This window comes from Pseudomonas sp. MRSN 12121 (assembly GCF_000931465.1).
Taxonomy (GTDB): Bacteria; Pseudomonadota; Gammaproteobacteria; order Pseudomonadales; family Pseudomonadaceae; genus Aquipseudomonas.
In genome coordinates this window covers 2189315-2212765 of sequence record NZ_CP010892.1, presented here as the reverse complement: position 1 = coordinate 2212765, position 23451 = coordinate 2189315, and the positions used below count along the sequence as shown (strand labels likewise).

Here is a 23451-nt window from a genome sequence, read left to right as displayed (position 1 = left end):
ATTTGCCATGAGTCGCCCATGAAACTGCTGATCGTCGAAGACCAACCGAAAACCGGCCACTACCTGCGCCAGGGCCTGAGTGAAGCCGGCTTCAACGCCGAACTGGTGGCCGATGGCACCACCGGCCAGCACCTGGCCCTGACCGGCGACTACGCCCTGCTGATTCTCGACGTGATGCTGCCCGGCCGCGATGGCTGGCAGATCCTGCAAGCGGTGCGCAACGCCGGGCTGGAGATACCGGTGCTGTTCCTGACTGCGCGCGATGCCGTGGAAGACCGGGTACACGGCCTGGAATTGGGCGCCGACGACTATCTGGTCAAGCCCTTCGCCTTCTCCGAACTGTTGGCCCGGGTCCGCAGCCTGTTGCGTCGCGGCAGCAGCACGCCGCAGGAAACCACCCTGCAGCTGGCGGATCTGCGCCTGGACCTGATTCGCCGCCGGGTCGAACGCAACGGCCAGCGCATCGACCTCACCGCCAAGGAGTTCTCGCTGCTGGAGATGCTGCTGCGGCGCCAGGGTGAAGTGCTGCCCAAGACGCTGATCGCCTCGCAGGTCTGGGACATGAATTTCGACAGCGACACCAATGTCATCGAAGTAGCGATCCGCCGCTTGCGCCTGAAGATCGACGACGACTACCCGAACAAGCTGATCCACACCGTGCGCGGCATGGGCTACGTGCTCGAAGAGCGGCAAGCCTGATGCGCCGCTTGACCCTGAGCGGACGCCTGGCCCTGCTGTTCGCCGCCTGTACCGCGGTGGTTTCGCTACTGGCCGGCGTGCTGTTCAGCCGGGCCAGCGAGGCTCACTTCATCGAGCTCGACCAGCAATTGCTCGAAGGCAAGCTGATCGCCATGCGCAGCGCCTTGCAAGGTGCCGACACCCCACAGCATTTCGCCGAACACCAGGCGCAGTTGCAGGACGAACTCAGCCACCAGCCGGACCTGGCACTGCGCATCACAGGGGCCGATGGCGCGGTCTGGTTCGACAGCGCCAGGGCGCTGCCCGATGCGCCGCCCCAGCCGCCCGGGCTGCATAGCCTGCAACATGACGGCACCGCCTACCGCGTCTATAGCGCCGCGCTGCTGCCCGACCAGGCCGGCTCGCCGCAATTGACCCTGATGCTCGACATCACCCACCACCAGCATTTCCTGCAACGCATGCAGCACCTGATCTGGTTGACCGTCGGCCTCTCGGCGCTGGCTACCGCCCTGCTCGGCGCCTGGGCCGCACGCAGCGGGCTGCGGCCGCTACGCCGCATGAGCGAAGTGGCGGCCAACGTCTCGGCCAGCTCATTGACCCAACGCCTGCCCGAACAGCAGATGCCCGGCGAACTGGCCGAACTGGCCCATGCCTTCAACGCCATGCTCGGACGCCTGGATGACTCCTTCCAGCGCCTGTCCGCCTTCTCGGCCGATATCGCCCATGAACTGCGCACACCGCTATCGAACCTGTTGACCCACACTCAGGTCACGCTTACCCGTCCGCGCGGACTGGAAGACTATCGCGAGGCCTTGCACAGCAACCTCGAAGAGCTGCAGTGGATGGCCCAGCTGGTCAACGACATGCTCTACCTGGCCAAGGCCGACCACGGCCTGCTGACGCCGCAACGTGAAATCCTGGAACTGGGCGACGAAACCGACGCACTGCTGGAGTTCTATACGCTGCTGGCCGAAGACGCTGGCATTGCTCTGGGCCGCGAAGGCAAAGCGCGAGTCCAGGGTGACCGCAACATGCTGCGGCGTGCGCTCTCCAACCTGCTGGACAATGCCCTGCGCTTTACCCCGGCCGGCGGTGAAGTGCGGGTTCGCATCGACGAAACCACCAAGGGCTCATGCCTGCGGGTGGAAAACACCGGCGAAGGCATTCCGCCCGAACGCCTGCCACGCCTGTTCGATCGCTTCTACCGTGCCGATCCGGCGCGCCGTGAAGGCAGCAGTGAACATGCGGGGCTGGGCCTGGCCATCACTCAATCGATCATCCGCGCCCATGGCGGGCGGATTCATTGCGAATCGGCGCAAGGGCGGACGAGTTTCGTGATCGAGTTGCCGAGACAGGACTAAGGAAGGATCAGCGAGCAAGCTCCCCTGCAGGGGCGAGCTTGCTCGCGGTAGCGGTGCTGGCCTTACGAGTAACGCAGCGCCGTCGCCGGCTCGACCTTCGCCGCGCGCCACGCCGGGTACAGGGTGGCCAGGAAGCTCAGGACAAACCCCGCGGTGCAGATCAGGGCCACGTCGCCGCCCTGCAGTTCGGAAGGCAGGTTGCTGACGAAGTACACATCGGAACTGAAGATATGCTGGCCGCTGACCCGCTCCAGCCACCCCACCAGCGCGCTGACATTCAACGCCGCGATCACTCCCAGCACGCCACCGATCAGGGTGCCGACGATACCGATCACCGTCCCCTGGACCATGAAGATCGCCATGATCTGCCGCGGCGTGGCGCCGATGGTCCGCAGGATCGCGATGTCCGCACCCTTGTCGTTCACCACCATGATCAGCGTGGCGATGATGTTGAACGCGGCCACCGCGACGATCATCAGCAACAACAGGCCGATCATGGTCTTTTCCATTTTCATCGCACTGAACAGACTGCCCTGGGTGTGGGTCCAGTCATCGGCCTTGAAGTCCGCGCCCAGGCTGGTCGCAATGTCGCCGGCGACCTTGGGCGCCGCATACAGGTCCTTGACCGCCAGGCGCACGCTCTGCACCTGGTTGGGCTGCCAATGCTGCATTTCGGCCGCATCGGCCACGTGGATCAGGCCCATGGAGCCGTCCAGCTCGGCACCGACCTTGAACACCCCAACCACATTCAAGCGCTGCATGCGCGGGGTAATACCGCCCGGCGCGGAGCTGACTTCCGGCACGATCAGCGTCAACTTGTCGCCGACATTCAGGCGGAAACGGCGCGCCGTGATCTCGCCGATCACCACCCCGAACTCACCGGGCTTCAGGGCATCCAGGCGGCCCTGCACGATATGCTGGGCAACGATGGACACCTTGCCCTCCTGGGCCGGATCGATGCCGCTGATCTGGATCGGCTGCATCGCCCCCTTGTAGGAGAGCATGCCTTCCATTTCGGTGAACGGCACCGCCGCCGTCACCTCGGGGTTCTTCATCGCCGCGGCGGCCACGGGCTGCCAATCGTCGATCGGCTTGACGCCGACGAGGGTCGCGTGGGGCACCATGCCGAGGATGCGCGAACTCATTTCGCGCTGGAAACCGTTCATCACCGACAACACCACGATCATTGCCAGCACGCCCAGGGCGAGGCCGATCATCGAGGTCATGGAGATGAAGGAAACGAAGCGATTGCGGCGCTTGGCGCGGGTATAGCGCGTGCCGATAAAGATCGATAACGGTCTGAACATTCGCTGGGGCACCGTATGGAAATTAAAGGCCCGGCGCCTGCTCCAGGCGCCGGGCTACAGCCGATCAGATAGGCGTCAGGCAACCTTCCTGCAAGTGCAGGACGCGGTCCATCTGCCGAGCCAGGTTCATGTCGTGGGTCACCACCAGGAACGCGGTGCGCATCGAGGTACTGAGCTCCAGCATCAAGTCCTGGATACCTTGGGCGGTGTGGGAGTCGAGGTTGCCGGTCGGCTCGTCGAGCATCACCAGCCCAGGCTTGTTGACCAGTGCGCGGGCGATGGCCACACGCTGGCGTTCACCGCCGGACAGCTCGGCCGGCTTGTGCTCCAGGCGATGCGCCAGCCCTACCCGCTCCAGCAACGCGGTGGCCCGCTGGCGCGCCTCCGGGATGGCCGTCTTGCCGATCAGCAGCGGCATGCAGACGTTTTCCAACGCGGTGAATTCCGGCAGCAGGTGGTGGAACTGGTAAACGAAGCCCAAGGAGCGGTTGCGCAGCAGGCCACGGCCTTTTTCGCTCAGCGCCGACAGCTCTTCGCCATCGAGCCAGACGCTGCCCTTGGTCGGCGTATCGAGGCCGCCCAGCAGGTTGAGCAAGGTACTTTTGCCCGAGCCGGAGGTGCCGACGATCGCCACGCGCTCACCGGGGTGCAGTTCCAGTTGCAGGCCGGACAACACCACCACCGACTCCGGACCTTCCTCGTAGGACTTGCCCAGGTCGCGGCAGCTCAGAATTGCTTTTTCACTCATGCCCAACTCACTCATAACGTAGCGCCTCCGCAGGCTGGGTGCGCGCCGCACGCCAGGCTGGATACAGGGTGGCGAGGAAACTCAGGACCAGTGCCGCACCGCAGACCATCAACACGTCCTCGGCCATCAGTTGCGACGGCAGGTAGTCGATGAAATACACGTCGGCATTGAGGAATTTGTGCCCGATCAGGCCTTCGAGGGCGGAGATCGCGGCGCTCACATTCAACGCCGCAAATATCCCGACCACCGCACCGATCAGCGTACCGATCACGCCGATCACCGTGCCCTGGACCATGAAGGTCAGCATGATAGTGGCCGGCGTCGCGCCAAGGGTACGCAAGATGGCGATATCGCCCTTCTTGTCGTTCACCACCATGACCAGGGTGGAAATGATGTTGAACGCGGCCACCGCGACGATCAGCAGCAACAGCAGGCCGATCATGGCTTTCTCCATGCGGATGGCCTGGTACAGGTTGCCGTGGGTACGGGTCCAGTCGCGGGCGAAGTACTGGTTCTCACCCAGTTGCTGGGCGATTTCCCAGGCAGTGCGCGGCGCCTGGAACAGGTCGTCGAACTTCAGGCGCAGGCCCTGCACCTGATCCGGCTTCCAGCGGTGCAGCCGGCCCAGGTCGTCAAGGTTGGTCAGCCCCAGGTAGCCGTCCAGTTCGCCGGCGCCGACATGGAAGATGCCGACCACGGTGAAACGCTTCATGCGCGGGAACATCCCGGCGGGGGTCACCGTGACCTCGGGTGCAACGAAGGTCAGCTTGTCGCCCAGGCCCACACCCAGCTTGGTCGCCGCCTTATCGCCGATGACGATGCCGAAGCTGCCGGGCGCCAGGTCGTCCAGTTTGCCCTGCTTCATGAAGTTATCGATGATCGAGACCTGACGCTCTTTGGCCGGATCGATGGCGTTGAGCAGGACTTTCTGCACCTGTCCATTATTGGTCAGCAGCCCCTGCATCTGGGTGAACGGCGCCACCGCCAGCACCTTGGGATTCTGCTTGACCTTGTCGGCCAGGCTTTGCCAGTCGCCGATCGGTTCGCCGGATTCGATGGTCGCGTGAGGCACCATGCCCAGCACGCGGGTGCGCATTTCATGGTCGAAGCCATTCATCACCGACAGCACGACGATCATCACGACCACGCCAAGGGCGAGCCCGATCATCGAGGTCAGGGAGATGAATGACACGAAATGATTGCGACGCTTTGCACGGGTATAACGCGTGCCAATAAATACGAAGAGAGGTCTGAACATGTCGGGGCTTGTTCGGAGGAAAAGAAGACGTCCTTGTGGCGGGTCCTGGTAAGCAGCTTTACACTCAGACCACCGCCGCTACCATGGGTTCGCCATGTCGACATTAGATGAAGAAGATCGCCGCGAATACTACCGTATCGAGGACATGATCGCACTGGAAATTAGCCCCTTGTCCGCCCATGACGCGGCGACCAAGGAAGTGTTGCAGGATGCGTCGCCGCTGTTCAATCTGCTCAGCGAACTGCACCTGAGCGAATTCGAATCGCAGCACCTGCTGCGCCAGGTCAGCGAGCGCGACCGGACCTTGGCCAATTACCTGAAGACCATGAACAAGCGCATCGACCTGCTCAGCCAGGTGGTGGCGCAGACCGTGCTCGGCAAGTTCGGCGAACCGCAGCGGGTCATTCTTTCCGAAGGCGGCATCGAGTTCGAACACCACCTGTCCTACCCTGCCGGCAGCCACCTGGCCATCAAGCTGCTGCTGATGCCCCAGGCCCTTGGCCTGTTGCTGCAAGCCAAGGTCACGCATTGCGAACCCCGCAGTTTCGGCACCTTCGAAATCGGTACCGAGTTCGAATCGTTGACCGATGCCCAACGCCAGTTGCTGGCCCGCTATATCCTGCAGAAACAGGCCCAGGAACGTCGCCAGGCGCGAGAACAGAACGACCCGGCGGCCGATTGACCTGCGGCTCATCGCACAGCACCGATCATCTAATGGAAAAATTTCCGTGAAGGAGCAATCGTGACCCTGATTTATGGCCACCGCGGCGCTAAAGGCGAAGCCCCGGAAAACACCCTGACCAGCTTCCAGCAGTGCCTCAAGCATGGCGTGCGCCGCTGCGAGCTGGACCTGCACCTGTCCATGGACGGCGAGCTGATGGTGATCCACGACCCGACGCTCAAGCGCACCACCGACCGCCGCGGCAAGGTGGTCGAACACAGCGCCGCCGAACTGGTGACCTACGACGCCCGCAAGGGTGGCCCGGGGTGGGTCACCCCCTGCCCGATCCCGCGCCTGGAAGAACTGTTCGAGAAATGCGATTTCGAGCACTGGCAGCTGGAAGTCAAGAGCGCCTCGCGCACCCGCGCCGCCACCACGGTATTGGCGATTCGCGAGATGGCGCAGCGTTTTGGCTTGCTGGACAAGGTCACCGTCACCTCCAGCTCCCGGGAAGTACTCAAGGCGGCGGTCGAGCTGACCCCGGACCTGTCGCGTGGGCTGGTCGCCGAATACGCCTGGCTCGACCCGTTGAAGGTCGCGCAAAGCTATGGCTGCGAGATTCTGGCGTTGAACTGGACGCTCTGCACCCCGGAACGGCTGCAACGGGCGCAGCGCCAGGGTTTGCATGTATCGGTGTGGACAGTCAACGAACCTGCGCTGATGCGCAGGCTCGCCGACTTCGGCGTAGACAGCCTGATTACAGACTTTCCCGGTTTGGCCAGCGCCACGCTCGAGAATTACTGAAATCGGTCTCCCCGGCCGGCTCAGGCCACCGGCCGGAGTTGCTCAAAAAAGCCGGTTGAGGCCGTCGTAAGCGGCTACTCGATAGGCCTCGGCCATGGTCGGGTAGTTGAACGTGGTGTTGACGAAATACTTCAGGGTATTGAGTTCGCCCGGCTGGTTCATGATCGCCTGGCCGATGTGCACGATCTCCGAAGCCTGGTAGCCGAAGCAGTGCACGCCGAGGACCTCCAGGGTCTCGCGGTGGAACAGGATCTTCAGCATGCCTTGCGGCTCACCGGCGATCTGCGCGCGCGCCATGCTCTTGAAGAAGGCCTTGCCCACTTCGTAAGGCACCTTGGCCTGGGTCAGCTCCTGCTCGTTCTTGCCGATCGAGCTGATCTCCGGAATGGTGTAGATCCCGGTCGGGACATCGTTGACGAAGCGCCAGCTGCCGTTGTCGACGATGCTGCCGGCGGCCGAACGGCCCTGGTCATGGGCGGCACTGGCCAGGCTCGGCCAGCCGATCACGTCGCCGGCGCCATAGATGTTCGGCACGCAGGTGCGATAGTTCTCGTCCACCTCGATCTGGCCACGGCTGTTGACCTTGACCCCGATGTTTTCCATGCCCAGGCGATCGGTGTTGCCGGTCCGGCCGTTGCACCAGAGCAAGGCATCGGCCTTGATCTTCTTGCCCGACTTGAGGTGCAGGATCACGCCATTGTCGAGGCCTTCGACACGGTCGTATTCCTCGTTGTGGCGCACGGTGATGTTGTTGTTGCTGAAGTGGTAGCTCAACGCCTGGGAGATTTCGGAATCCAGGAAGCTCAGCAGCTGGCCGCGGTTGTCGACCAGTTCGACCAGCACCCCCAGGCCACTGAAGATCGAGGCGTATTCGCAACCGATCACCCCGGCACCGTAGACGATGAGCTTGCGCGGGGTATGGCCGAGGCTGAGGATGGTGTCGCTATCGTAGATCCGCGGGTGGTTGAAATCGATATCGGCCGGGCGATAAGGACGCGAGCCGGTGGCGATGATGATGTGCTTGGCGACCAGTTTCTCGACCACGCCGTTGGCGCAGACCACTTCGATGGTCTGCTCGTCGGCGAAGCTGCCGGTGCCGAAGAATACGTCGACCCGGTTGCGGGCGTAGTAACCGGTGCGCGAGGCCACTTGCTTGGAGATGACCTTCTCGGCGCTTTTCAGCACATCGGGGAAGGAAAACCAGCGTGGCTCGCCGATGGCCCGGAACATCGGGTTGGTGTTGAACTGCATGATCTGCCGGACCGAGTGACGCAAGGCCTTGGACGGGATGGTGCCCAGGTGGGTGCAGTTGCCGCCGACCTGGCGACGGCTATCGACCATCGCGACCTTGCGTCCTGCTTTCGCGGCGTTCATTGCCGCACCTTCTCCAGCGGGGCCGGAACCCAGCACCACTACGTCGTAGTTGTAGACAGCCATGCGTACTCCTCAGAACAGGCCGTGGCACCCGGTGTGGCGCCTACGGCTAAATCATGTCGCGGCCAGCGGCATGAAGGATCAATTTGGCTCGGTTACGAACCCGGGCACAGTCTATAGAAGCGTCAACGCCGCGCACATTAACCCTTGGTCGCGTCGCCGGCTACTTTTGCCTGCGACAAGGCGCCGCGGCACCGCGCAAGATTACTGCTTTTGTCCGGCCAGCAGGCGATCAAACGCACGATTGCTGCGTGTGACGAAGCCTGTATCGGCACGAATCACAAAAAATGCGGCGATATCGTGTTTTTCCGCGTAGTCCCAGCCGCGCTCGGGGCCGAGAATCAGCAACAGGGTCGACAGCCCATCGGCCATCAGCGCCGCCGGATGAACCACCGTGACCGACGCCAGGCCATGCTCGACGGGTTTGCCGGTACGCGCATCGAAGGTGTGGGAATAGCGCTGCCCGTCGTGCTGGAAATAATTGCGGTAGTCGCCGGAAGTCGAGACCCCGTAACCATCGATCTCGATGATCCGCTCGGCGACCTGCCGATCGTCCCGCGGCTCCTCCAGCGCGATGCGCCACGCCGAGCCATCAGGCTTGCGGCCGGCGGCCTTGAGTTCGCCGGTGACTTCGACCAGGTAATCGTCGATGCCCATCGCCTCGAACCTGGCGGCAATCCGATCCACCGCGTAACCGGCGGCGATGCTGTTGAAGTCCACCTCCACTGCGGCGTCCTTGCACAGCCTGTCGCCCTCGATACGCAGGTGGTGGTAGCCGACCCGCTGCCGCGCCTGGGTCAGCGCCTCGTCGCTCGGCACCCGCTCTCCCCGCCCCTGGGGACCGAAGCCCCACAGATCGAGCAATGGCTCGACCGTCAGGTCGAAGGAACCCTGGCTGGCACGGGATAATTGCTGCCCTACCCGAACCAGTTGCAGGACCGCCGCCGGCATCGCCTGGCAGCGATCGGCCGGCAGATCGTTGAAGCGCTCGATGTCCGAATCGCTGCGGTAGGTCGACATCTGCCGGTCGATCTGCGCGAGCATGCCCTCGACCTCTGCCTGCACCTCATCCGGCGCGGCGAGCGCGGCGCGCCTCACGTACTTGATCGAATAGGTGCTGCCCATGGTCGGGCCGCCGAAGCTTTCCAGCGGGTCGCCCCGATCGCATCCGGCCAGGGCCGCCACGACGGCCAGGGACGCGCACAGGCGCATCACGGTATTACCCAGCACAACAGCGTCTCCAGAACATCGACCACCCTTCGATCGCGAACAAACAGGGGCGCCATTATGCGCCAACCGCCCGCGCCCGCCGCACACCAGCCTGATCGCGATAACCCCCAGGCCAAACGGCTATTTAGCAAGCAAGCTAAGAGTTTTTGTTGCCTACACAGCCCCATACACATATTGTTACAAACTGCCTGGCCTGCGGCTTTGCCGCCCGGGTTACGCAGCCAGGACGGGTAACGACCAGGGATTGCTAACAAAACATAGCCAAAGTGAGTGAATAAAATGTCCACGACCACGGGCAAAGGCAAAGCGATCTTTCGCGTTGTCAGCGGCAACTTTCTGGAAATGTTCGACTTCATGGTCTACGGCTTCTACGCCACGGCCATCGCCAAGACCTTCTTTCCTGCCGACAGTGCTTTCGCATCCCTGATGCTGTCACTGGCGACCTTTGGCGCCGGCTTCCTGATGCGCCCCCTGGGGGCGATCTTTCTGGGTGCCTACATCGACCGCCACGGCCGTCGCCAGGGCCTGATCATCACCCTGGCACTCATGGCCGCCGGCACCGTGCTGATCGCCTGCGTCCCGGGCTATGCCACCCTCGGGGTCGCCGCACCGCTGCTGGTATTGCTTGGCCGCCTGCTGCAAGGCTTCTCCGCCGGCGTGGAACTGGGCGGCGTCTCGGTCTACCTGGCGGAAATCTCCACGCCCGGACGCAAGGGCTTTTTCGTCAGCTGGCAATCGGCGAGCCAGCAGGCCGCCGTGGTCTTCGCCGGCCTGCTGGGCGTGGGCCTGAACCATTGGCTGAACCCGGAACAGATGAGCGACTGGGGCTGGCGCGTGCCTTTCCTGGTGGGCTGCATGATAGTGCCGGCGATCTTCATGATCCGTCGCTCGCTGGAGGAAACCCCGGAATTCCAGGCCCGCAAGCATCGCCCTACCCTGCAGGAAATCATCCGTTCCATCGGCCAGAATTTCGGCATCGTCCTCGCAGGCATGGCTTTGGTGGTCATGACCACCGTGTCCTTCTACCTGATCACCGCCTACACCCCGACCTTCGGCAAGGCCGAGTTGCAGCTGTCGGACCTCGACGCGCTGCTGGTCACCGTGTGCATCGGCCTGTCGAACTTCTTCTGGCTGCCGGTGATGGGCGCGGTCTCGGACAAGATCGGGCGCAAGCCCCTGCTGCTGGCGGCAACCACGCTGGCGATTCTCACGGCCTATCCTGCGCTGTCCTGGCTGGTGGCCAACCCGAGCTTCAGTCATCTGCTGATCGTCGAACTGTGGCTGTCCTTCCTCTATGGCTCGTACAACGGCGCCATGGTGGTGGCCCTGACCGAAATCATGCCGGTGGAGGTGCGCACTACCGGCTTCTCCCTGGCCTACAGCCTGGCGACCGCGACCTTTGGCGGCTTCACCCCGGCGGCCTGTACCTATCTGATCCATGTGCTGGACAACAAGGCGGCGCCCGGCATCTGGCTCAGCGGCGCAGCGATCCTGGGCCTGATCGCGACCCTGGTGCTGTTCCGTGGCAAGCGCCATGAGCTGCGTACCGCGCAGGCGGCGGTGACTGGCGGCGCTCAATAGCAGCCATCGCGGGCAGGCCTCGCTCCTACGGGTTTGATGTGCCTGTAGGAGCGAGGCTTGCCCGCGACAAGGCAAACGCCACAAACAAAAACGCCCCGACAAGTCGGGGCGTTTTCATGTGCGGCTAAGGCTTAGCGCGGGAACGCTGGCGGGTTGACCCCGGCCATGTCTTCCATCACGCGAACCACCTGGCAGCTGTAACCGAATTCGTTGTCGTACCAGACGTACAGCACAACGCGGTTGTCGTTGCAGATGGTCGCTTCAGCGTCCACCACACCGGCGTGGCGCGAGCCGACGAAGTCGGTGGAAACCACTTCCTGGGAATTGACGAAGTCGATCTGCTTGTGCAGATCCGAGTGCATGGCCGTCTGGCGCAGGTACTCGTTGATCTCGTCGCGGGTGGTGGCCTTTTCCAGGTTCAGGTTGAGGATGGCCATCGACACGTTCGGCGTCGGAACACGAATCGCGTTACCGGTCAGCTTGCCCTTGAGCACTGGCAGCGCCTTGGCGGCGGCAGTGGCAGCACCGGTCTCGGTGATCACCATGTTCAGCGGCGCGGCGCGGCCACGACGGCTGCCCTTGTGGAAGTTGTCGATCAGGTTCTGGTCGTTGGTGAACGAGTGAACGGTTTCGACGTGGCCGTTGACGATGCCGTACTGGTCGTTCACAGCCTTGAGCACCGGCACGATGGCGTTGGTGGTGCAAGAGGCGGCGGAAACGATCTTGTCGTCAGCGGTGATTTCGCCGTGGTTGATACCGTGCACGATGTTCTTCAGCGCGCCCTTGCCAGGTGCGGTCAGAACCACGCGGGCAGCGCCCGGGCAGGCCAGGTGCTGGCCCAGGCCGTCGGCGTCGCGCCATACACCGGTGTTGTCGACGATCAGCGCATCGTGGATGCCGTACTGGGTGTAGTCGACTTCGCTCGGGCTCTTGGCGTAGATCACCTGGATCAGGTTGCCGTTGGCGGTGATGGTGTTGTTGGCTTCATCGATGGTGATGGTGCCGTTGAACGAACCGTGCACCGAGTCGCGACGCAGCAGGCTGGCGCGCTTGGTCAGGTCGTTTTCGGCGCCTTTGCGCACGACGATGGCACGCAGGCGCAGGCCGTCGCCACCACCGGTTTTTTCGATCAGGATGCGCGCCAGCAGGCGGCCGATACGGCCGAAGCCGTACAGCACCACGTCGGTGCCTTTACGGGCCGAGGCGTTTTGCTGGCCAACCACTTCGGCCAGCTCTTCGCGAACGAATTGCTCGGCGGTGCGGCCATTGCCCTGGGTCTTGAATTTGACGGCCAGCTTGCCCAGGTCTACTGAGGCAGCGCCGAGCTTGAGCTCGCTCATGGCTTTGAGCAGAGGGAACGTTTCGTGGACGGACAATTCGCTTTCGTCGGACTGACGATGGCGAGCAAAGCGGTGAGCTTTGAGAATCGCGATGACAGACTGGTTGATCAGGCTGCGGCCATAGATCGAACTCACCACATTGTTATTGCGGTAGAGCTGACCGATAAGCGGAATCATCGCTTCTGCGAGCGCTTCACGGTCGATCCATTCACCAAGACACTGGTCGGGCTTCTGAGTCACGGGAACCTTCCACATGTAGGGGCTGAAAAAAGGGGCTACATTATGCCGCCGAGTCCCCACCGTAGCAATGCGCGCCTGTCGTGCGGAACGTAACAAAATCCCCTCGGGGAAAATCCCGCCTCGCTCCAGCCCAGTAAATACGCGGCTTTGCAAAAGCCTATATTTTGCATGGGTATTCTGCGTTGTCTGTAACCCTCCGTAACACCACCGCGAAACGGCACTACATTTCCCATCAGAAAGCCGGTTTTTTTGTCATAGCCACTACATTTGCCCCGACCACGCGATAGACACATCTGCAACTGACAGCCGGTACGCAGGGCCGTACAATTACCGACTTTGTCGCAACGCTGGAGCTCAACCTTCCGTGCCCGTTCTGCGTCTACCGCAACTCCCTGCCGCCGCCGGCAAACAGCACTGGGGCAACCTGCCCGGTGCCGCCCTCAGCCTGGCCATCGCCGAGGCTGCCAGCGCCGCCAAGCGCTTCACCCTGCTGCTGACCGCCGACAGCCAAAGTGCCGAACGGCTGGAACAGGAGCTGAGTTTCTTCGCCCCGGATTTGCCCGTGCTGCATTTCCCGGACTGGGAAACCCTGCCCTACGATCTGTTCTCGCCGCACCAGGACATCATTTCCCAGCGCATCGCCAGCCTGTACCGGCTGCCGGAGCTGGGGCACGGCGTGCTGGTGGTGCCGATCACCACCGCCCTGCACCGCCTGGCACCGACCCAATATCTGCTGGGCAGCAGCCTGGTGCTGGACGTCGGCCAGAAGCTCGATGTCGAGCAGATGCGCACCCGCCTGGAAGCCAGCGGCTATCGCTGCGTCGACACGGTCTACGAGCACGGCGAATTCGCCGTGCGCGGGGCCCTGATCGACCTGTTCCCGATGGGCAGCAAACTGCCTTATCGCATCGACCTGTTCGACGATGAAATCGAGACCCTGCGCACCTTCGATCCGGAAAACCAGCGCTCGATCGACAAGGTCGATTCGGTACGCCTGCTGCCGGCCAAGGAATTCCCGCTGCAGAAAGAGGCCATCACCCGCTTCAAGGCGCGTTTTCGCGAACGCTTCGATGTCGACTTCCGCCGCTGCCCGATCTTCCAGGACCTGAGCAGCGGGATCACTCCCGCCGGCATCGAGTACTACCTGCCGCTGTTCTTCGAGAACACCTCGACCCTGTTCGACTACCTGCCCCAGGACACCCAGGTGTTCTCGCTGCCGGGCATCGAGCAGGCGGCCGAGAACTTCTGGAACGATGTGCGCAACCGCTATGAAGAACGTCGCGTCGATCCGTCCCGCCCTTTATTGCCACCGGCCGAATTGTTCCTGCCGGTGGAAGACTGCTTCGCCCGCCTGAAAAGCTGGCCACGAGTGGTCGCCAGCCAGCAGGACATCGAGGCCGGCGCCGGCCGCGAGCGCTTCCCGGCGCAGCCGCTGCCCAACCTTGCCATCGAAGCCAAGGCCAACCAGCCGCTGGCGGCCCTGGCGAATTTCCTCGACCAGTTCTCCGGACGCGTGCTGTTCACCGCCGAGTCCGCGGGGCGGCGCGAGGTGCTGCTGGAATTGCTCGAACGCCTGAAGCTGCGGCCGAAGACCGTCGACAGCTGGCCGGATTTCGTCGCGAGCAAGGAACGCCTGGCAATCACCATCGCGCCACTGGACGAAGGCTTGCAGCTGGACGATCCGGCGCTGGCACTGGTGGCCGAAAGCCCGTTGTTCGGCCAGCGCGTGATGCAGCGCCGGCGCCGGGAGAAGCGCGCCGACGCCAACAACGACGCGGTGATCAAGAACCTTACCGAGCTGCGCGAGGGCGCGCCGGTGGTGCATATCGATCATGGCGTGGGTCGTTATCTGGGGCTGTCGATCCTGGAGATCGACAACCAGGCCGCCGAATTCCTCACCCTCGAATATGCCGAGGGCGCCAAGCTCTATGTGCCCGTGGCCAACCTGCACCTGATCGCCCGCTACACCGGCAGCGACGACGCCCTCGCCCCGTTGCACCGCCTGGGTTCCGAAGCCTGGCAGAAAGCCAAGCGCAAGGCCGCCGAACAGGTACGCGATGTCGCCGCCGAGCTGTTGGACATCTACGCGCGCCGCGCCGCCCGCGAAGGGTATGCCTTCGCCGATCCGAAAGCCGATTACGCCACGTTCAGCGCCGGCTTCCCGTTCGAGGAAACCCCGGACCAGCAGACCACCATTGAAGCGGTGCGCGAGGACATGCTCGCCGCCAAGCCGATGGATCGCCTGGTCTGCGGCGACGTCGGCTTCGGCAAGACCGAAGTGGCGATGCGCGCCGCCTTCATCGCCGTGCACGGCGGCAAGCAGGTGGCGATCCTGGTGCCCACCACCCTGCTCGCCCAGCAGCACTACAACAGCTTCCGCGACCGCTTCGCCGATTGGCCGGTGACCGTGGAGGTGATGAGCCGCTTCAAGTCCGCCAAGGAAGTGAATGCCGCGGTGGCCGACCTGGCCGAAGGCAAGATCGACATCGTCATCGGCACCCACAAGCTGTTGCAGGACGATGTGAAGATCAAGAACCTGGGCCTGGTGATCATCGACGAAGAACACCGCTTCGGCGTGCGCCAGAAAGAACAGCTCAAGGCCCTGCGCAGCGAGGTCGACATCCTGACCCTGACCGCCACGCCGATTCCGCGCACGCTGAACATGGCGGTGTCGGGCATGCGCGACCTGTCGATCATCGCCACGCCGCCGGCCCGGCGCCTGTCGGTGCGCACCTTCGTCATGGAGCAGAACAAGAGCACGGTCAAGGAGGCGCTGCTGCGCGAACTGCTGCGCGGCGGCCAGGTGTATTACCTGCACAACGATGTGAAGACCATCGAGAAGTGCGCCGCCGACCTCGCCGAACTGGTGCCCGAAGCCCGCATCGGCATCGGCCACGGGCAGATGCGCGAACGCGAACTCGAACAGGTGATGAGCGACTTCTACCACAAGCGCTTCAACGTGCTGATCGCCTCGACCATCATCGAGACCGGGATCGACGTGCCGAGCGCCAACACCATCATTATCGAGCGCGCCGACAAGTTCGGCCTGGCCCAGCTGCACCAGCTGCGCGGACGGGTCGGCCGCAGCCACCACCAGGCTTATGCCTACCTGCTGACGCCACCCCGCCAGCAGATCACCCCGGACGCGGAAAAGCGCCTGGAGGCGATCGCCAATACCCAGGACCTGGGGGCCGGCTTCGTGCTCGCCACCAACGACCTGGAAATCCGCGGCGCCGGCGAACTGCTGGGTGACGGCCAAAGCGGCCAGATCCAGGCGGTCGGCTTCACCCTTTATATGGAGATGCTCGAACGCGCGGTGAAAGCCATCCGCAAGGGCGAGCAGCCGAACCTCGACCAGCCGCTGGGTGGTGGCCCGGAAATCAACCTGCGCCTGCCGGCGCTGATTCCCGAAGACTACCTGCCGGACGTGCATGCACGGCTGATCCTGTACAAGCGCATCGCCTCGGCCACCGACGAGGACGGCCTCAAAGACCTGCAAGTGGAAATGATCGACCGCTTCGGCCTGCTGCCGGAACCGACCAAGAACCTGGTGCGCCTGACCCTGCTCAAGCTGCAGGCCGAGCAACTGGGTATCAAGAAGGTCGACGGCGGCCCGCAGGGCGGTCGCATCGAGTTCGCCGCCGACACGCCGGTGGATCCGCTGGCGCTGATCAAGCTCATCCAGGGCCAACCCAATCGCTACAAGTTTGAAGGCGCTACGCTGTTCAAATTCATGGTGCCGATGGAACGTCCGGAAGAACGCTTCAATACATTGGAGGCGCTGTTCGAGCGCCTCACTCCGAAAACTGCCTGAAGGACGCCCCATGCGCCTGTTTCGCTCACTGACCTTGCTCCTGACCCTGGTCGCTCCCTCGGCCTTCGCCGACATGTATCAGGTCGAAATGATCCTGGTCCGGCAGAATGCGGTTCCCGCGATTGCCAGCCGTGCCGCTCCCGAAGACTGGGCCGCCGGCGCGCAACGCCTGGGCGCCGACAGCCTGCGCACCCCGGCGCTGGGCAGCGTGGTGGAGAAACTCACCGCCAGCGGCGACTACAGCGTGCTGATGCACAAGGCCTGGCAGCAGGCGCTGGACGAGACGCCGGTAAAGGTCGCGGTCAGCGAAGGCCAGGAGCAATTCGGCCAGTTCCCGATCGAGGGCACCCTGAGCCTGAAACTCGGGCGCTTCACCGATGTGGACGCGCAGTTCTGGGTCAACCAGATCGACGGCAATGGCCTGGTGACCGCCAGCGAACGCCTGAAACAGCAAAGCCATACCAAGAACGGCCAGCTCAACTACCTCGACAACGGCCACCTGGCCCTGCTGATCAAGATCACCTCGCTGTCGGCCCCCGCGCCGCGCCAGGCGCCGCCTGAAATCGTGGACTGACAGAAGTCCCTATGCCCCCGACCCTGACCAAACCCCTGGCCCCGTCCTGGGTCAGCCGATTCAAGGAACAAGCCCTGGAGCGTGGCCGCCGCTACGCCCTGGAAAACCGTGTCAGGATCGCCCAGGCCGGCGACAGCATCATCACCGCCAGTTGCGAAGGTTCGGGAGGCAACGTCTATCGCCAGACCATCAGCCTGCGCGAGTCGGCCAAAGGCACCCTGCTGATCGTCGACGCGTCGTGCACCTGCCCGGTCCACAGCTATTGCAAACACATCGCCGCGGTCCTGCTGCAAGTCGAGGAAACCCTGGCCTACCCGGCCGCGGCCAAAGACGCCGAGCTGCTGGAAAAGCTCCAGGCCGTGCTGGAAAACCGCAGCCCCGCCCCACTGCCCCAACAGCTCCTGGACAACGTACAACCGGTGCCTCGCTTGTGGCTGGCCAGCATCGAATTCAGCGCCTTCGAGCCACGCAACGGCAGGATGCAGCGCTACATCCAGCACCGGGCGGCGCTGTCCTTCAGCTACCTGGACGAGTACGTCAGCGGACAGAAGAACGCCGATGTGCTGATCCGCCAGGAACAGCAGACCCTGCGCATCAAGCGCCAGCCGGACATCGAACAACGTTATCGTGAGCAGCTGCGGGGGCTGGGCTTCAAGATCGCCACCCGACAGAGCAAGGCCCTGCCGGAAAGCGCCGGCGAACTCTATGAAATGGTCAACGACAGCGCCTGGCTGACCTTCACCCTCAACGAACTGCCCAAGCTGCGCACCCAGGGCTGGGAGCTGCAGATCGCCGACGACTTCGGCTTCGACCTGACCGCCGTGGACGACTGGTACGCCAGCGTGGACGAAGCGCCGGGCCGCGACTGGTTCGACCTGGAGCTGGGCATCATCGTCAATGGCGAACGCCTGAGCCTGCTGCCGATCCTGCTCAACCTGATGCGCTCGCATACCGAGATTCTCAACCCGGAGCGCCTGGCCAAACGCCGGGACGACGAGCTGATCCTGGTCAACATCCCCGGACGCCCCAACTCGCCCCACGGCCCCCTGCAAGTGGCGCTGCCCTATGGCCGGCTGAAGCCGGTCCTGGCCACCCTGGGCGAGTTCTACCTGCAGGAACCCGGCGAGACCGCGCTGCGCCTGAGCAGCGCCGACGCCACCCGGCTCAATCCGTTGGAAGACCTGCCGCTGCTCTGGGAAGGCGGCGAACACATTCGCTCCTTCGCCCAGCGGTTGCGCGACATCAAGGATTATTCGGCGCCCGCGCCAGAAGGCCTGAACGCCACCCTGCGGCCCTATCAGCTCGAAGGCCTGAGCTGGATGCAGTCCCTGCGCCAGCTGGAAGTCGGCGGCATCCTGGCCGACGACATGGGCCTGGGCAAGACCCTGCAGACCCTGGCCCACATCCTCAGCGAAAAGAACGCCGGGCGCCTGGATCGGCCGTGCATGGTGGTAATGCCCACCAGCCTGATCCCCAACTGGCTCGACGAGGCCGCGCATTTCACCCCGCAGCTCAAGGTCCTCGCCCTGTATGGCGCCGGCCGCAAGAAGCATTTCGCCCGGCTGAGCGACTATGACCTGATCCTGACCACCTACGCGCTGCTGCCCAAGGATGTCGAGCAACTGGCCATCCAACCCCTGCATGTACTGGTGCTGGATGAGGCGCAGTACATCAAGAATCCGTCGAGCAAGGCCGCCCAGGCCGCGCGCGAACTCAATGCGCGCCAGCGCCTGTGCCTGAGCGGCACGCCGCTGGAAAATCACCTGGGCGAGCTGTGGTCGCTATTCCATTTCCTGCTGCCTGGCTGGCTCGGGGATGTGAAGAGTTTCAATCGCGACTACCGCGTACCGATCGAAAAACACGCCAGCGAAGTGCGCCTGCAGCACCTCAATGGGCGGATCAAACCCTTCCTGTTGCGGCGCACCAAGGAACAGGTGGCAACCGAGCTGCCACCCAAGACCGAGATCATCCACTGGGTGGAGCTCAATGAAGCCCAGCGCGACGTGTACGAGACCATGCGCCTGGCCATGGACAAGAAAGTCCGCGACGAGATCACCCGCAAGGGCGTGGCTCGCAGCCAGATCATCATTCTCGAAGCCTTGCTGAAGCTGCGGCAGGTCTGCTGCGACCTGCGCCTGGTCAACGAAAACGCAGTGCCCATCCGCGGCAGCTCCTCCGGCAAGCTCGACAGCCTGATGGAGATGCTCGAAGAACTGTTCGACGAGGGGCGGCGTATCCTGTTGTTCTCGCAATTCACCTCGATGCTGAGCCTGATCGAAGCCGAGCTGAAACAGCGCAATATCGCTTATGCCTTGCTGACCGGGCAGACCCGCGACCGCCGCACGCCGGTCAAGGATTTCCAGAGCGGCAAGCTGCAGATCTTCCTCATCAGCCTGAAGGCCGGCGGCGTCGGCCTCAACCTGACCGAAGCCGATACCGTGATCCACTACGACCCCTGGTGGAACCCGGCCACGGAAAACCAGGCCACCGACCGCGCCTATCGGATCGGCCAGGAAAAGCCGGTATTCGTCTACAAACTGATTGCCCGCGGCACAGTGGAAGAGAAGATCCAGCACCTGCAACAGGAGAAGTCAGACCTGGCGGCTGGCGTGCTGGACGGGCGCAAGGCCGGGGACTGGAAGCTGCAGAGCGAAGATATCGAAGCCCTCTTCGCCCCGCTGCCCGACAAGAAAGGTGGCCGCTGATCCGGCCTCGGGGTCGGTACCCGGTGTATTCGCCAGGCACCGGGCAAACCAGGCTCAATCGATCAGCTGGGCATCCTTGAGGGCGCCAAGCGCCGCCAGCCAGCGCGGATCCTGACGGTAATCGGTACGGGCGAACGCCTGGCCGCGCATCCGCGCGATGCGTGGCGACGGCGTGACTTTCAGGCGTTGCGCCGCGCTCAGCGCCAGTTCGGCCGCCGCGCGGTCGTTGCACACCAGGCCCATGTCGCACCCGGCCGACAGCGCCGCTTCGATACGGCTCGCGGCATCCCCCACTACATGCGCCCCGGCCATCGACAGGTCATCACTGAAAATGACCCCGTCGAACTGCAATTCGCCACGCAGGATCTCCTGCAACCAGCGGCGGGAGAAACCGGCCGGCTGGGCATCGACCTGGGGATAGATGACGTGGGCCGGCATCACCGCCGCCAATTGCTTGCTCAGGCGCGCGAACGGCAGCAGGTCCTTGGCGCGAATCTCGTCGAGGCTGCGCTCGTCATTGGGGATCGCCACGTGGGAGTCCGCCTCGGCCCAGCCGTGCCCGGGGAAATGCTTGCCGGTGGCCGCCATGCCGGCGCTGTTCATGCCCCGGATAAAGGCCCCCGCCAGCACCGCGGCGCGCTCGGGATCACCCTCGAAAGAGCGGGTCCCCACCACGGCACTGCGCTGGTGGTCGAGGTCCAGCACCGGCGCGAAACTCAGGTCCAGGCCCACCGCCAGCACCTCGGTGGCCATGATCCAGCCGCACTGTTCGGCCAGGTACTCGGCGTTCGGATTGTCGGCGATGGCGCGCATCGCAGGCAGTCGTACGAAGCCCTGGCGCAGGCGTTGTACGCGACCACCCTCCTGGTCCACCGCCAGCAACAGGTCCGGGCGAATCGCCCGGATGGCTGCACTGAGTTCACGCACCTGGCGAGGATGCTCGATATTGCGGGCAAAAATGATCAGCCCACCGACTTCGGGCTGGCGCAGCAACTGGCGATCTTCAGCCGTCAGCCAGGTACCGGCGACATCCACCATCAAGGAGCCTTGCAGGGCTGTGGTCATAGCTATTCCTTAGTAACGAGGCGCACGCCCGGCATCACCAGGGGCGCCGGCATGACACCGACGCACGAGCCTGTCGCCAAAGGCGAGGCCTGGCGAGCGAAGGTCGGCGAAGGGAATGAAGAAAGATAGAAAACGAGAGTCGGCATGGGCGGCTAGCTTAGCGGATGTAAGCTGCCGCGCCCACCCGCCCGGTCAGGCCTTGGCGACCGCCGGAGCCGATTTGCTACGCGGCTTGAGTTGCGCCGTAGCCATGACATCGTCGGTCACGCCGGTTTCGGCGCGCATGCCGGCTGCCAGGAACGGCACCATCAGGCGCATCACCTGCTCGATCGACGTATTGACCCCGAAATCAGTCTCGGCGATCGCGCGCAATGCCTTGATGCCCGACATGCTGAACGCCGCCGCACCCAGCATGAAATGCACGCGCCAGAACAGCTCGATCGGCGGAATGCGCGGCGCGGCTTCATTGACCAGCAGCATGTAGCGGCGGAATACCTTGCCGTACATGTCTTCCAGATAACGTCGCAAATGGCCCTGGCTCTGACTGAAGGCCAGGCCCAGGAGGCGCATAAAGATAGACAGATCGTTGCCGCTGCGAGGCTGGACCACCAAGGCCTGCTCGACGAGGATTTCCAGCAACTCTTCGAGGCTTGGCTTGCTGTCCGGCTTGGCCGAACGACGCTCCAGCTCACGATCGAGGCTGACGCAGAATGGCCCCAGGAAGCGCGAGAATACCGCCTGGATCAGGGCCTTTTTGGAGCCGAAATGATAGTTCACCGCCGCCAGGTTGACCCCGGCCTTGCTGGTGATCAGCCGCAATGAGGTTTCGGCAAAACCTTTTTCCGCGAACAACTGCTCGGCAGCATCGAGAATGCGTTCAACGGTTTCCGACTGGGCCATGGCTACTCCGCCTGACAAACACTTGTTTGAAACATACGTTTCAGCCCTTGTGTTGTCAAGCCTGACTGTCCGTTTTGCGGCCGGCCAGTCAGCTATTTAACCATACCTGCCGCTTCCTGTAGCCAGCCTGGCGACGCCAGGTAGGCGCAACGGCGAGCCGACCGCCGGGCGGTGATTGGAAAAAGGAGGATTGCCAAGCGGCTTCCACTGTATATAATTCCAGTCACTGTATAAAAAGACAGAGCGATCGACATGCTAAAACTGACGCCCCGCCAAGCTGAGATTCTGGCTTTTATCAAACGCTGCCTCGAAGACAACGGCTACCCACCGACCCGTGCGGAAATCGCTCAGGAACTGGGGTTCAAGTCGCCGAACGCCGCTGAAGAACACCTCAAGGCCCTTGCCCGTAAAGGTGCGATCGAAATGACACCGGGCGCCTCCCGCGGCATTCGCATCCCGGGTTTCGAAGCCAAGCCCGACGATTCCAGCCTGCCGATCATCGGCCGTGTAGCCGCTGGCGCACCTATTCTCGCCGAACAGCACATCGAAGAGTCCTGCAACATCAACCCGGCATTCTTCCATCCACGTGCCGATTACCTGCTGCGGGTACACGGCATGAGCATGAAGGACATCGGCATCTTCGACGGCGACCTGCTGGCCGTGCACACCACTCGTGAAGCCCGTAATGGTCAGGTCGTGGTTGCCCGTATCGGCGATGAAGTCACCGTGAAACGCTTCAAGCGCGAAGGCAGCAAAGTCTGGCTGATTGCCGAAAACCCCGAGTTCGCCCCTATCGAAGTCAACCTGAAAGATCAGGACCTGGTGATCGAAGGCTTGAGTGTCGGCGTCATTCGCCGCTAAAGGAGGCTCTATGCAGTTCCCCCACACACCACAGCATGCGCAACTGCCACTGTTCGAAGCGTTCATGGCCCAGCCCCTGGCACCGATCCTCAAGGAGGTCGTCGAATCGCCCTGGAGCAACGAACCGGAAGTCTTCAGTGAATTGTCGTTTCGCGGCGCGGCCGGGAACTGCCTGAGCCTGCTGGCCCCTATCCTCCGGGAGCTGAGCCAGGATCAGGATGCGCGCTGGTTGACGCTGATCGCTCCTCCGGCCAGCCTGACCCAGGCCTGGCTACGTGATGCTGGCCTGAACCGCGAGAGGATCCTGTTGCTGCATCCACGTGGCGCCCAGAGCGCGCAACAACTGGCTTGCGAGGCTCTGCGCCTGGGGCGTAGCCATACCGTTGTCAGCTGGCTCAACCCGTTGAACAGCAGCGCCCGTCAACAGCTCATCAGCGCAGCCCGCACAGGCGGCGCACAAAGCCTGAATATTCGTCTGGGCTGAGCGAAAAAGCGTCGATGGATACGCTTGAATGACACGAGGCTTCTCCAGGATTGAGAAGCCGAAAGGAAGCGACGAACGACAGCGAAAAAACCGACAAACGGACTCAGTGAAGAACCCGCGGCCCCTCTTCTTTTTCCAATTCGCCTTCAACCAGGCGACCTGCCATCTGCACACCCACGCTCAACATGGCCTTGGCCACTTCAACATGCTGGCCTTGCAAGAAAGCCTTGGCATCCTCTGAAAAGTCCAGAGTGACCAGGGAACCCTCGTCCTCGGCCCTGCGCAGCTCGATACGACCGTCTGGCAATTCGACAATTTCTAGAAAGGACGTTGGCATAAAAGTCTGTTCTCCACGAAAGGCCGGGATTATATCAGTCATCACCCC

Annotated in this window: 19 protein-coding genes; 10 read left to right on the top strand and 9 right to left on the bottom strand. The window is 63.2% G+C overall.

The genetic code is table 11. From position 1 onward, the window contains the following. The first annotated feature begins 18 nt into the window (after positions 1-18). Both TO66_RS10065 and TO66_RS10060 read left to right on the top strand, forming a co-directional pair. Complete coding sequence (locus TO66_RS10065) at positions 19-699, top strand: heavy metal response regulator transcription factor (protein WP_044462196.1); 681 nt, start codon at positions 19-21, stop codon at positions 697-699. After that, complete coding sequence (locus TO66_RS10060) at positions 699-2060, top strand: heavy metal sensor histidine kinase (RefSeq protein WP_044462195.1); 1362 nt, start codon at positions 699-701, stop codon at positions 2058-2060. Before TO66_RS10065 ends, TO66_RS10060 begins: the two co-directional genes overlap by 1 nt. Positions 2061-2122: 62 nt before the next feature. On the opposite strand, the gene TO66_RS10055 is transcribed toward TO66_RS10060, so the two are convergent. The 3 genes from TO66_RS10055 to TO66_RS10045 all read right to left on the bottom strand — a co-directional run bounded on the left by TO66_RS10055 (position 2123) and on the right by TO66_RS10045 (position 5373). Continuing rightward, the gene (locus TO66_RS10055; protein ID WP_044462194.1) at positions 2123-3367 is read right to left on the bottom strand and encodes a lipoprotein-releasing ABC transporter permease subunit; all 1245 of its coding nucleotides are present in this window, start codon (positions 3365-3367) and stop codon (positions 2123-2125) included. A 64-nt stretch (positions 3368-3431) separates the two neighbouring features. Continuing rightward, a complete protein-coding gene (gene lolD / locus TO66_RS10050; RefSeq protein WP_164485193.1) occupies positions 3432-4115 on the bottom strand; it encodes a lipoprotein-releasing ABC transporter ATP-binding protein LolD in 684 nt (227 codons plus the stop codon). 7 nt (positions 4116-4122) lie between these two features. Beyond that, the gene (locus TO66_RS10045; protein ID WP_044462193.1) at positions 4123-5373 is read right to left on the bottom strand and encodes a lipoprotein-releasing ABC transporter permease subunit; all 1251 of its coding nucleotides are present in this window, start codon (positions 5371-5373) and stop codon (positions 4123-4125) included. Positions 5374-5467: 94 nt separating this feature from the next. Here TO66_RS10045 and TO66_RS10040 point away from each other — a divergent pair, with 94 nt between their 5' ends. Beyond that, positions 5468-6055, top strand: coding sequence for a PilZ domain-containing protein (locus TO66_RS10040; protein WP_044462192.1), 588 nt, complete (start codon positions 5468-5470; stop codon positions 6053-6055). Positions 6056-6115: 60 nt separating this feature from the next. Next, complete coding sequence (locus TO66_RS10035) at positions 6116-6838, top strand: glycerophosphodiester phosphodiesterase family protein (RefSeq protein ID WP_044462191.1); 723 nt, start codon at positions 6116-6118, stop codon at positions 6836-6838. Between the two features lie 42 nt (positions 6839-6880). Here TO66_RS10035 and sthA read toward each other — a convergent pair whose 3' ends face one another. After that, positions 6881-8275 carry a Si-specific NAD(P)(+) transhydrogenase gene (gene sthA / locus TO66_RS10030; RefSeq protein WP_044462190.1) on the bottom strand — a complete coding sequence of 465 codons (1395 nt, stop codon included), beginning with the start codon at positions 8273-8275 and terminating at the stop codon, positions 6881-6883. Positions 8276-8476: 201 nt separating this feature from the next. Next, positions 8477-9484, bottom strand: a complete 1008-nt coding sequence (locus TO66_RS10025) for an FAD:protein FMN transferase (RefSeq protein ID WP_044465991.1) — start codon at positions 9482-9484, stop codon at positions 8477-8479. A gap of 297 nt (positions 9485-9781) precedes the next feature. On the opposite strand from TO66_RS10025, the gene TO66_RS10020 reads away from it, so the two are divergent. Next, complete coding sequence (locus tag TO66_RS10020; protein ID WP_044462189.1) at positions 9782-11083, top strand: MFS transporter; 1302 nt, start codon at positions 9782-9784, stop codon at positions 11081-11083. A gap of 131 nt (positions 11084-11214) precedes the next feature. On the opposite strand, the gene TO66_RS10015 is transcribed toward TO66_RS10020, so the two are convergent. Further along, complete coding sequence (locus tag TO66_RS10015) at positions 11215-12678, bottom strand: glyceraldehyde-3-phosphate dehydrogenase (protein ID WP_044462188.1); 1464 nt, start codon at positions 12676-12678, stop codon at positions 11215-11217. 349 nt (positions 12679-13027) lie between these two features. Between TO66_RS10015 and mfd the strand changes: the two genes are divergently transcribed. From mfd to TO66_RS10000, 3 genes are read left to right on the top strand one after another with little or no spacing between them, the layout of a single operon-like run. Continuing rightward, positions 13028-16477, top strand: coding sequence for a transcription-repair coupling factor (gene mfd / locus TO66_RS10010; RefSeq protein ID WP_044462187.1), 3450 nt, complete (start codon positions 13028-13030; stop codon positions 16475-16477). Between the two features lie 10 nt (positions 16478-16487). Next, positions 16488-17051: a CsiV family protein gene (locus tag TO66_RS10005; protein WP_044462186.1), complete on the top strand. Its 564-nt coding sequence runs from the start codon at positions 16488-16490 to the stop codon at positions 17049-17051. A gap of 11 nt (positions 17052-17062) precedes the next feature. Beyond that, a complete protein-coding gene (locus TO66_RS10000; protein WP_044462185.1) occupies positions 17063-19756 on the top strand; it encodes a DEAD/DEAH box helicase in 2694 nt (897 codons plus the stop codon). A 54-nt stretch (positions 19757-19810) separates the two neighbouring features. Here the strand turns inward: TO66_RS10000 and nagZ are convergent, their stop codons facing one another. Together nagZ and TO66_RS09990 are read right to left on the bottom strand one after the other, a co-directional pair. Next, entirely contained in the window at positions 19811-20809 is a 999-nt protein-coding gene (gene nagZ, locus TO66_RS09995) for a beta-N-acetylhexosaminidase (RefSeq protein WP_171820132.1), read from the bottom strand. A gap of 204 nt (positions 20810-21013) precedes the next feature. Beyond that, entirely contained in the window at positions 21014-21721 is a 708-nt protein-coding gene (locus TO66_RS09990; protein ID WP_044462183.1) for a TetR/AcrR family transcriptional regulator, read from the bottom strand. Positions 21722-21973: 252 nt separating this feature from the next. On the opposite strand from TO66_RS09990, the gene lexA reads away from it, so the two are divergent. Continuing rightward, entirely contained in the window at positions 21974-22582 is a 609-nt protein-coding gene (gene lexA, locus TO66_RS09985; protein ID WP_007921301.1) for a transcriptional repressor LexA, read from the top strand. Positions 22583-22592: 10 nt separating this feature from the next. Next, positions 22593-23066 carry an SOS-induced cell division inhibitor SulA gene (sulA, locus tag TO66_RS09980; protein ID WP_044462182.1) on the top strand — a complete coding sequence of 158 codons (474 nt, stop codon included), beginning with the start codon at positions 22593-22595 and terminating at the stop codon, positions 23064-23066. Between the two features lie 103 nt (positions 23067-23169). On the opposite strand, the gene TO66_RS09975 is transcribed toward sulA, so the two are convergent. Next, positions 23170-23403 (bottom strand): hypothetical protein, encoded by a 234-nt coding sequence (locus TO66_RS09975; protein ID WP_044465990.1) that lies wholly within the window; start codon positions 23401-23403, stop codon positions 23170-23172. Between the last annotated feature and the right edge of the window lie 48 nt (positions 23404-23451).

What these genes read in the sequence shown, in the direction of transcription:
- TO66_RS10005 (WP_044462186.1), top strand. Translation starts at nt 16,488, where the DNA reads ATGCGCCTGTTTCGCTCACTGACCTTGCTCCTGACCCTGGTCGCTCCC.
- TO66_RS09990 (WP_044462183.1), bottom strand. Translation starts at nt 21,721, where the DNA reads ATGGCCCAGTCGGAAACCGTTGAACGCATTCTCGATGCTGCCGAGCAG.
- TO66_RS10025 (WP_044465991.1), bottom strand. Translation starts at nt 9,484, where the DNA reads ATGCGCCTGTGCGCGTCCCTGGCCGTCGTGGCGGCCCTGGCCGGATGC.
- TO66_RS10060 (WP_044462195.1), top strand. Translation starts at nt 699, where the DNA reads ATGCGCCGCTTGACCCTGAGCGGACGCCTGGCCCTGCTGTTCGCCGCC.
- TO66_RS10065 (WP_044462196.1), top strand. Translation starts at nt 19, where the DNA reads ATGAAACTGCTGATCGTCGAAGACCAACCGAAAACCGGCCACTACCTG.
- lolD (WP_164485193.1), bottom strand. Translation starts at nt 4,115, where the DNA reads ATGAGTGAAAAAGCAATTCTGAGCTGCCGCGACCTGGGCAAGTCCTAC.
- TO66_RS10055 (WP_044462194.1), bottom strand. Translation starts at nt 3,367, where the DNA reads ATGTTCAGACCGTTATCGATCTTTATCGGCACGCGCTATACCCGCGCC.
- sulA (WP_044462182.1), top strand. Translation starts at nt 22,593, where the DNA reads ATGCAGTTCCCCCACACACCACAGCATGCGCAACTGCCACTGTTCGAA.
- sthA (WP_044462190.1), bottom strand. Translation starts at nt 8,275, where the DNA reads ATGGCTGTCTACAACTACGACGTAGTGGTGCTGGGTTCCGGCCCCGCT.
- TO66_RS10000 (WP_044462185.1), top strand. Translation starts at nt 17,063, where the DNA reads ATGCCCCCGACCCTGACCAAACCCCTGGCCCCGTCCTGGGTCAGCCGA.
- lexA (WP_007921301.1), top strand. Translation starts at nt 21,974, where the DNA reads ATGCTAAAACTGACGCCCCGCCAAGCTGAGATTCTGGCTTTTATCAAA.
- TO66_RS09975 (WP_044465990.1), bottom strand. Translation starts at nt 23,403, where the DNA reads ATGCCAACGTCCTTTCTAGAAATTGTCGAATTGCCAGACGGTCGTATC.
- TO66_RS10040 (WP_044462192.1), top strand. Translation starts at nt 5,468, where the DNA reads ATGTCGACATTAGATGAAGAAGATCGCCGCGAATACTACCGTATCGAG.
- TO66_RS10020 (WP_044462189.1), top strand. Translation starts at nt 9,782, where the DNA reads ATGTCCACGACCACGGGCAAAGGCAAAGCGATCTTTCGCGTTGTCAGC.
- TO66_RS10045 (WP_044462193.1), bottom strand. Translation starts at nt 5,373, where the DNA reads ATGTTCAGACCTCTCTTCGTATTTATTGGCACGCGTTATACCCGTGCA.
- TO66_RS10015 (WP_044462188.1), bottom strand. Translation starts at nt 12,678, where the DNA reads ATGTGGAAGGTTCCCGTGACTCAGAAGCCCGACCAGTGTCTTGGTGAA.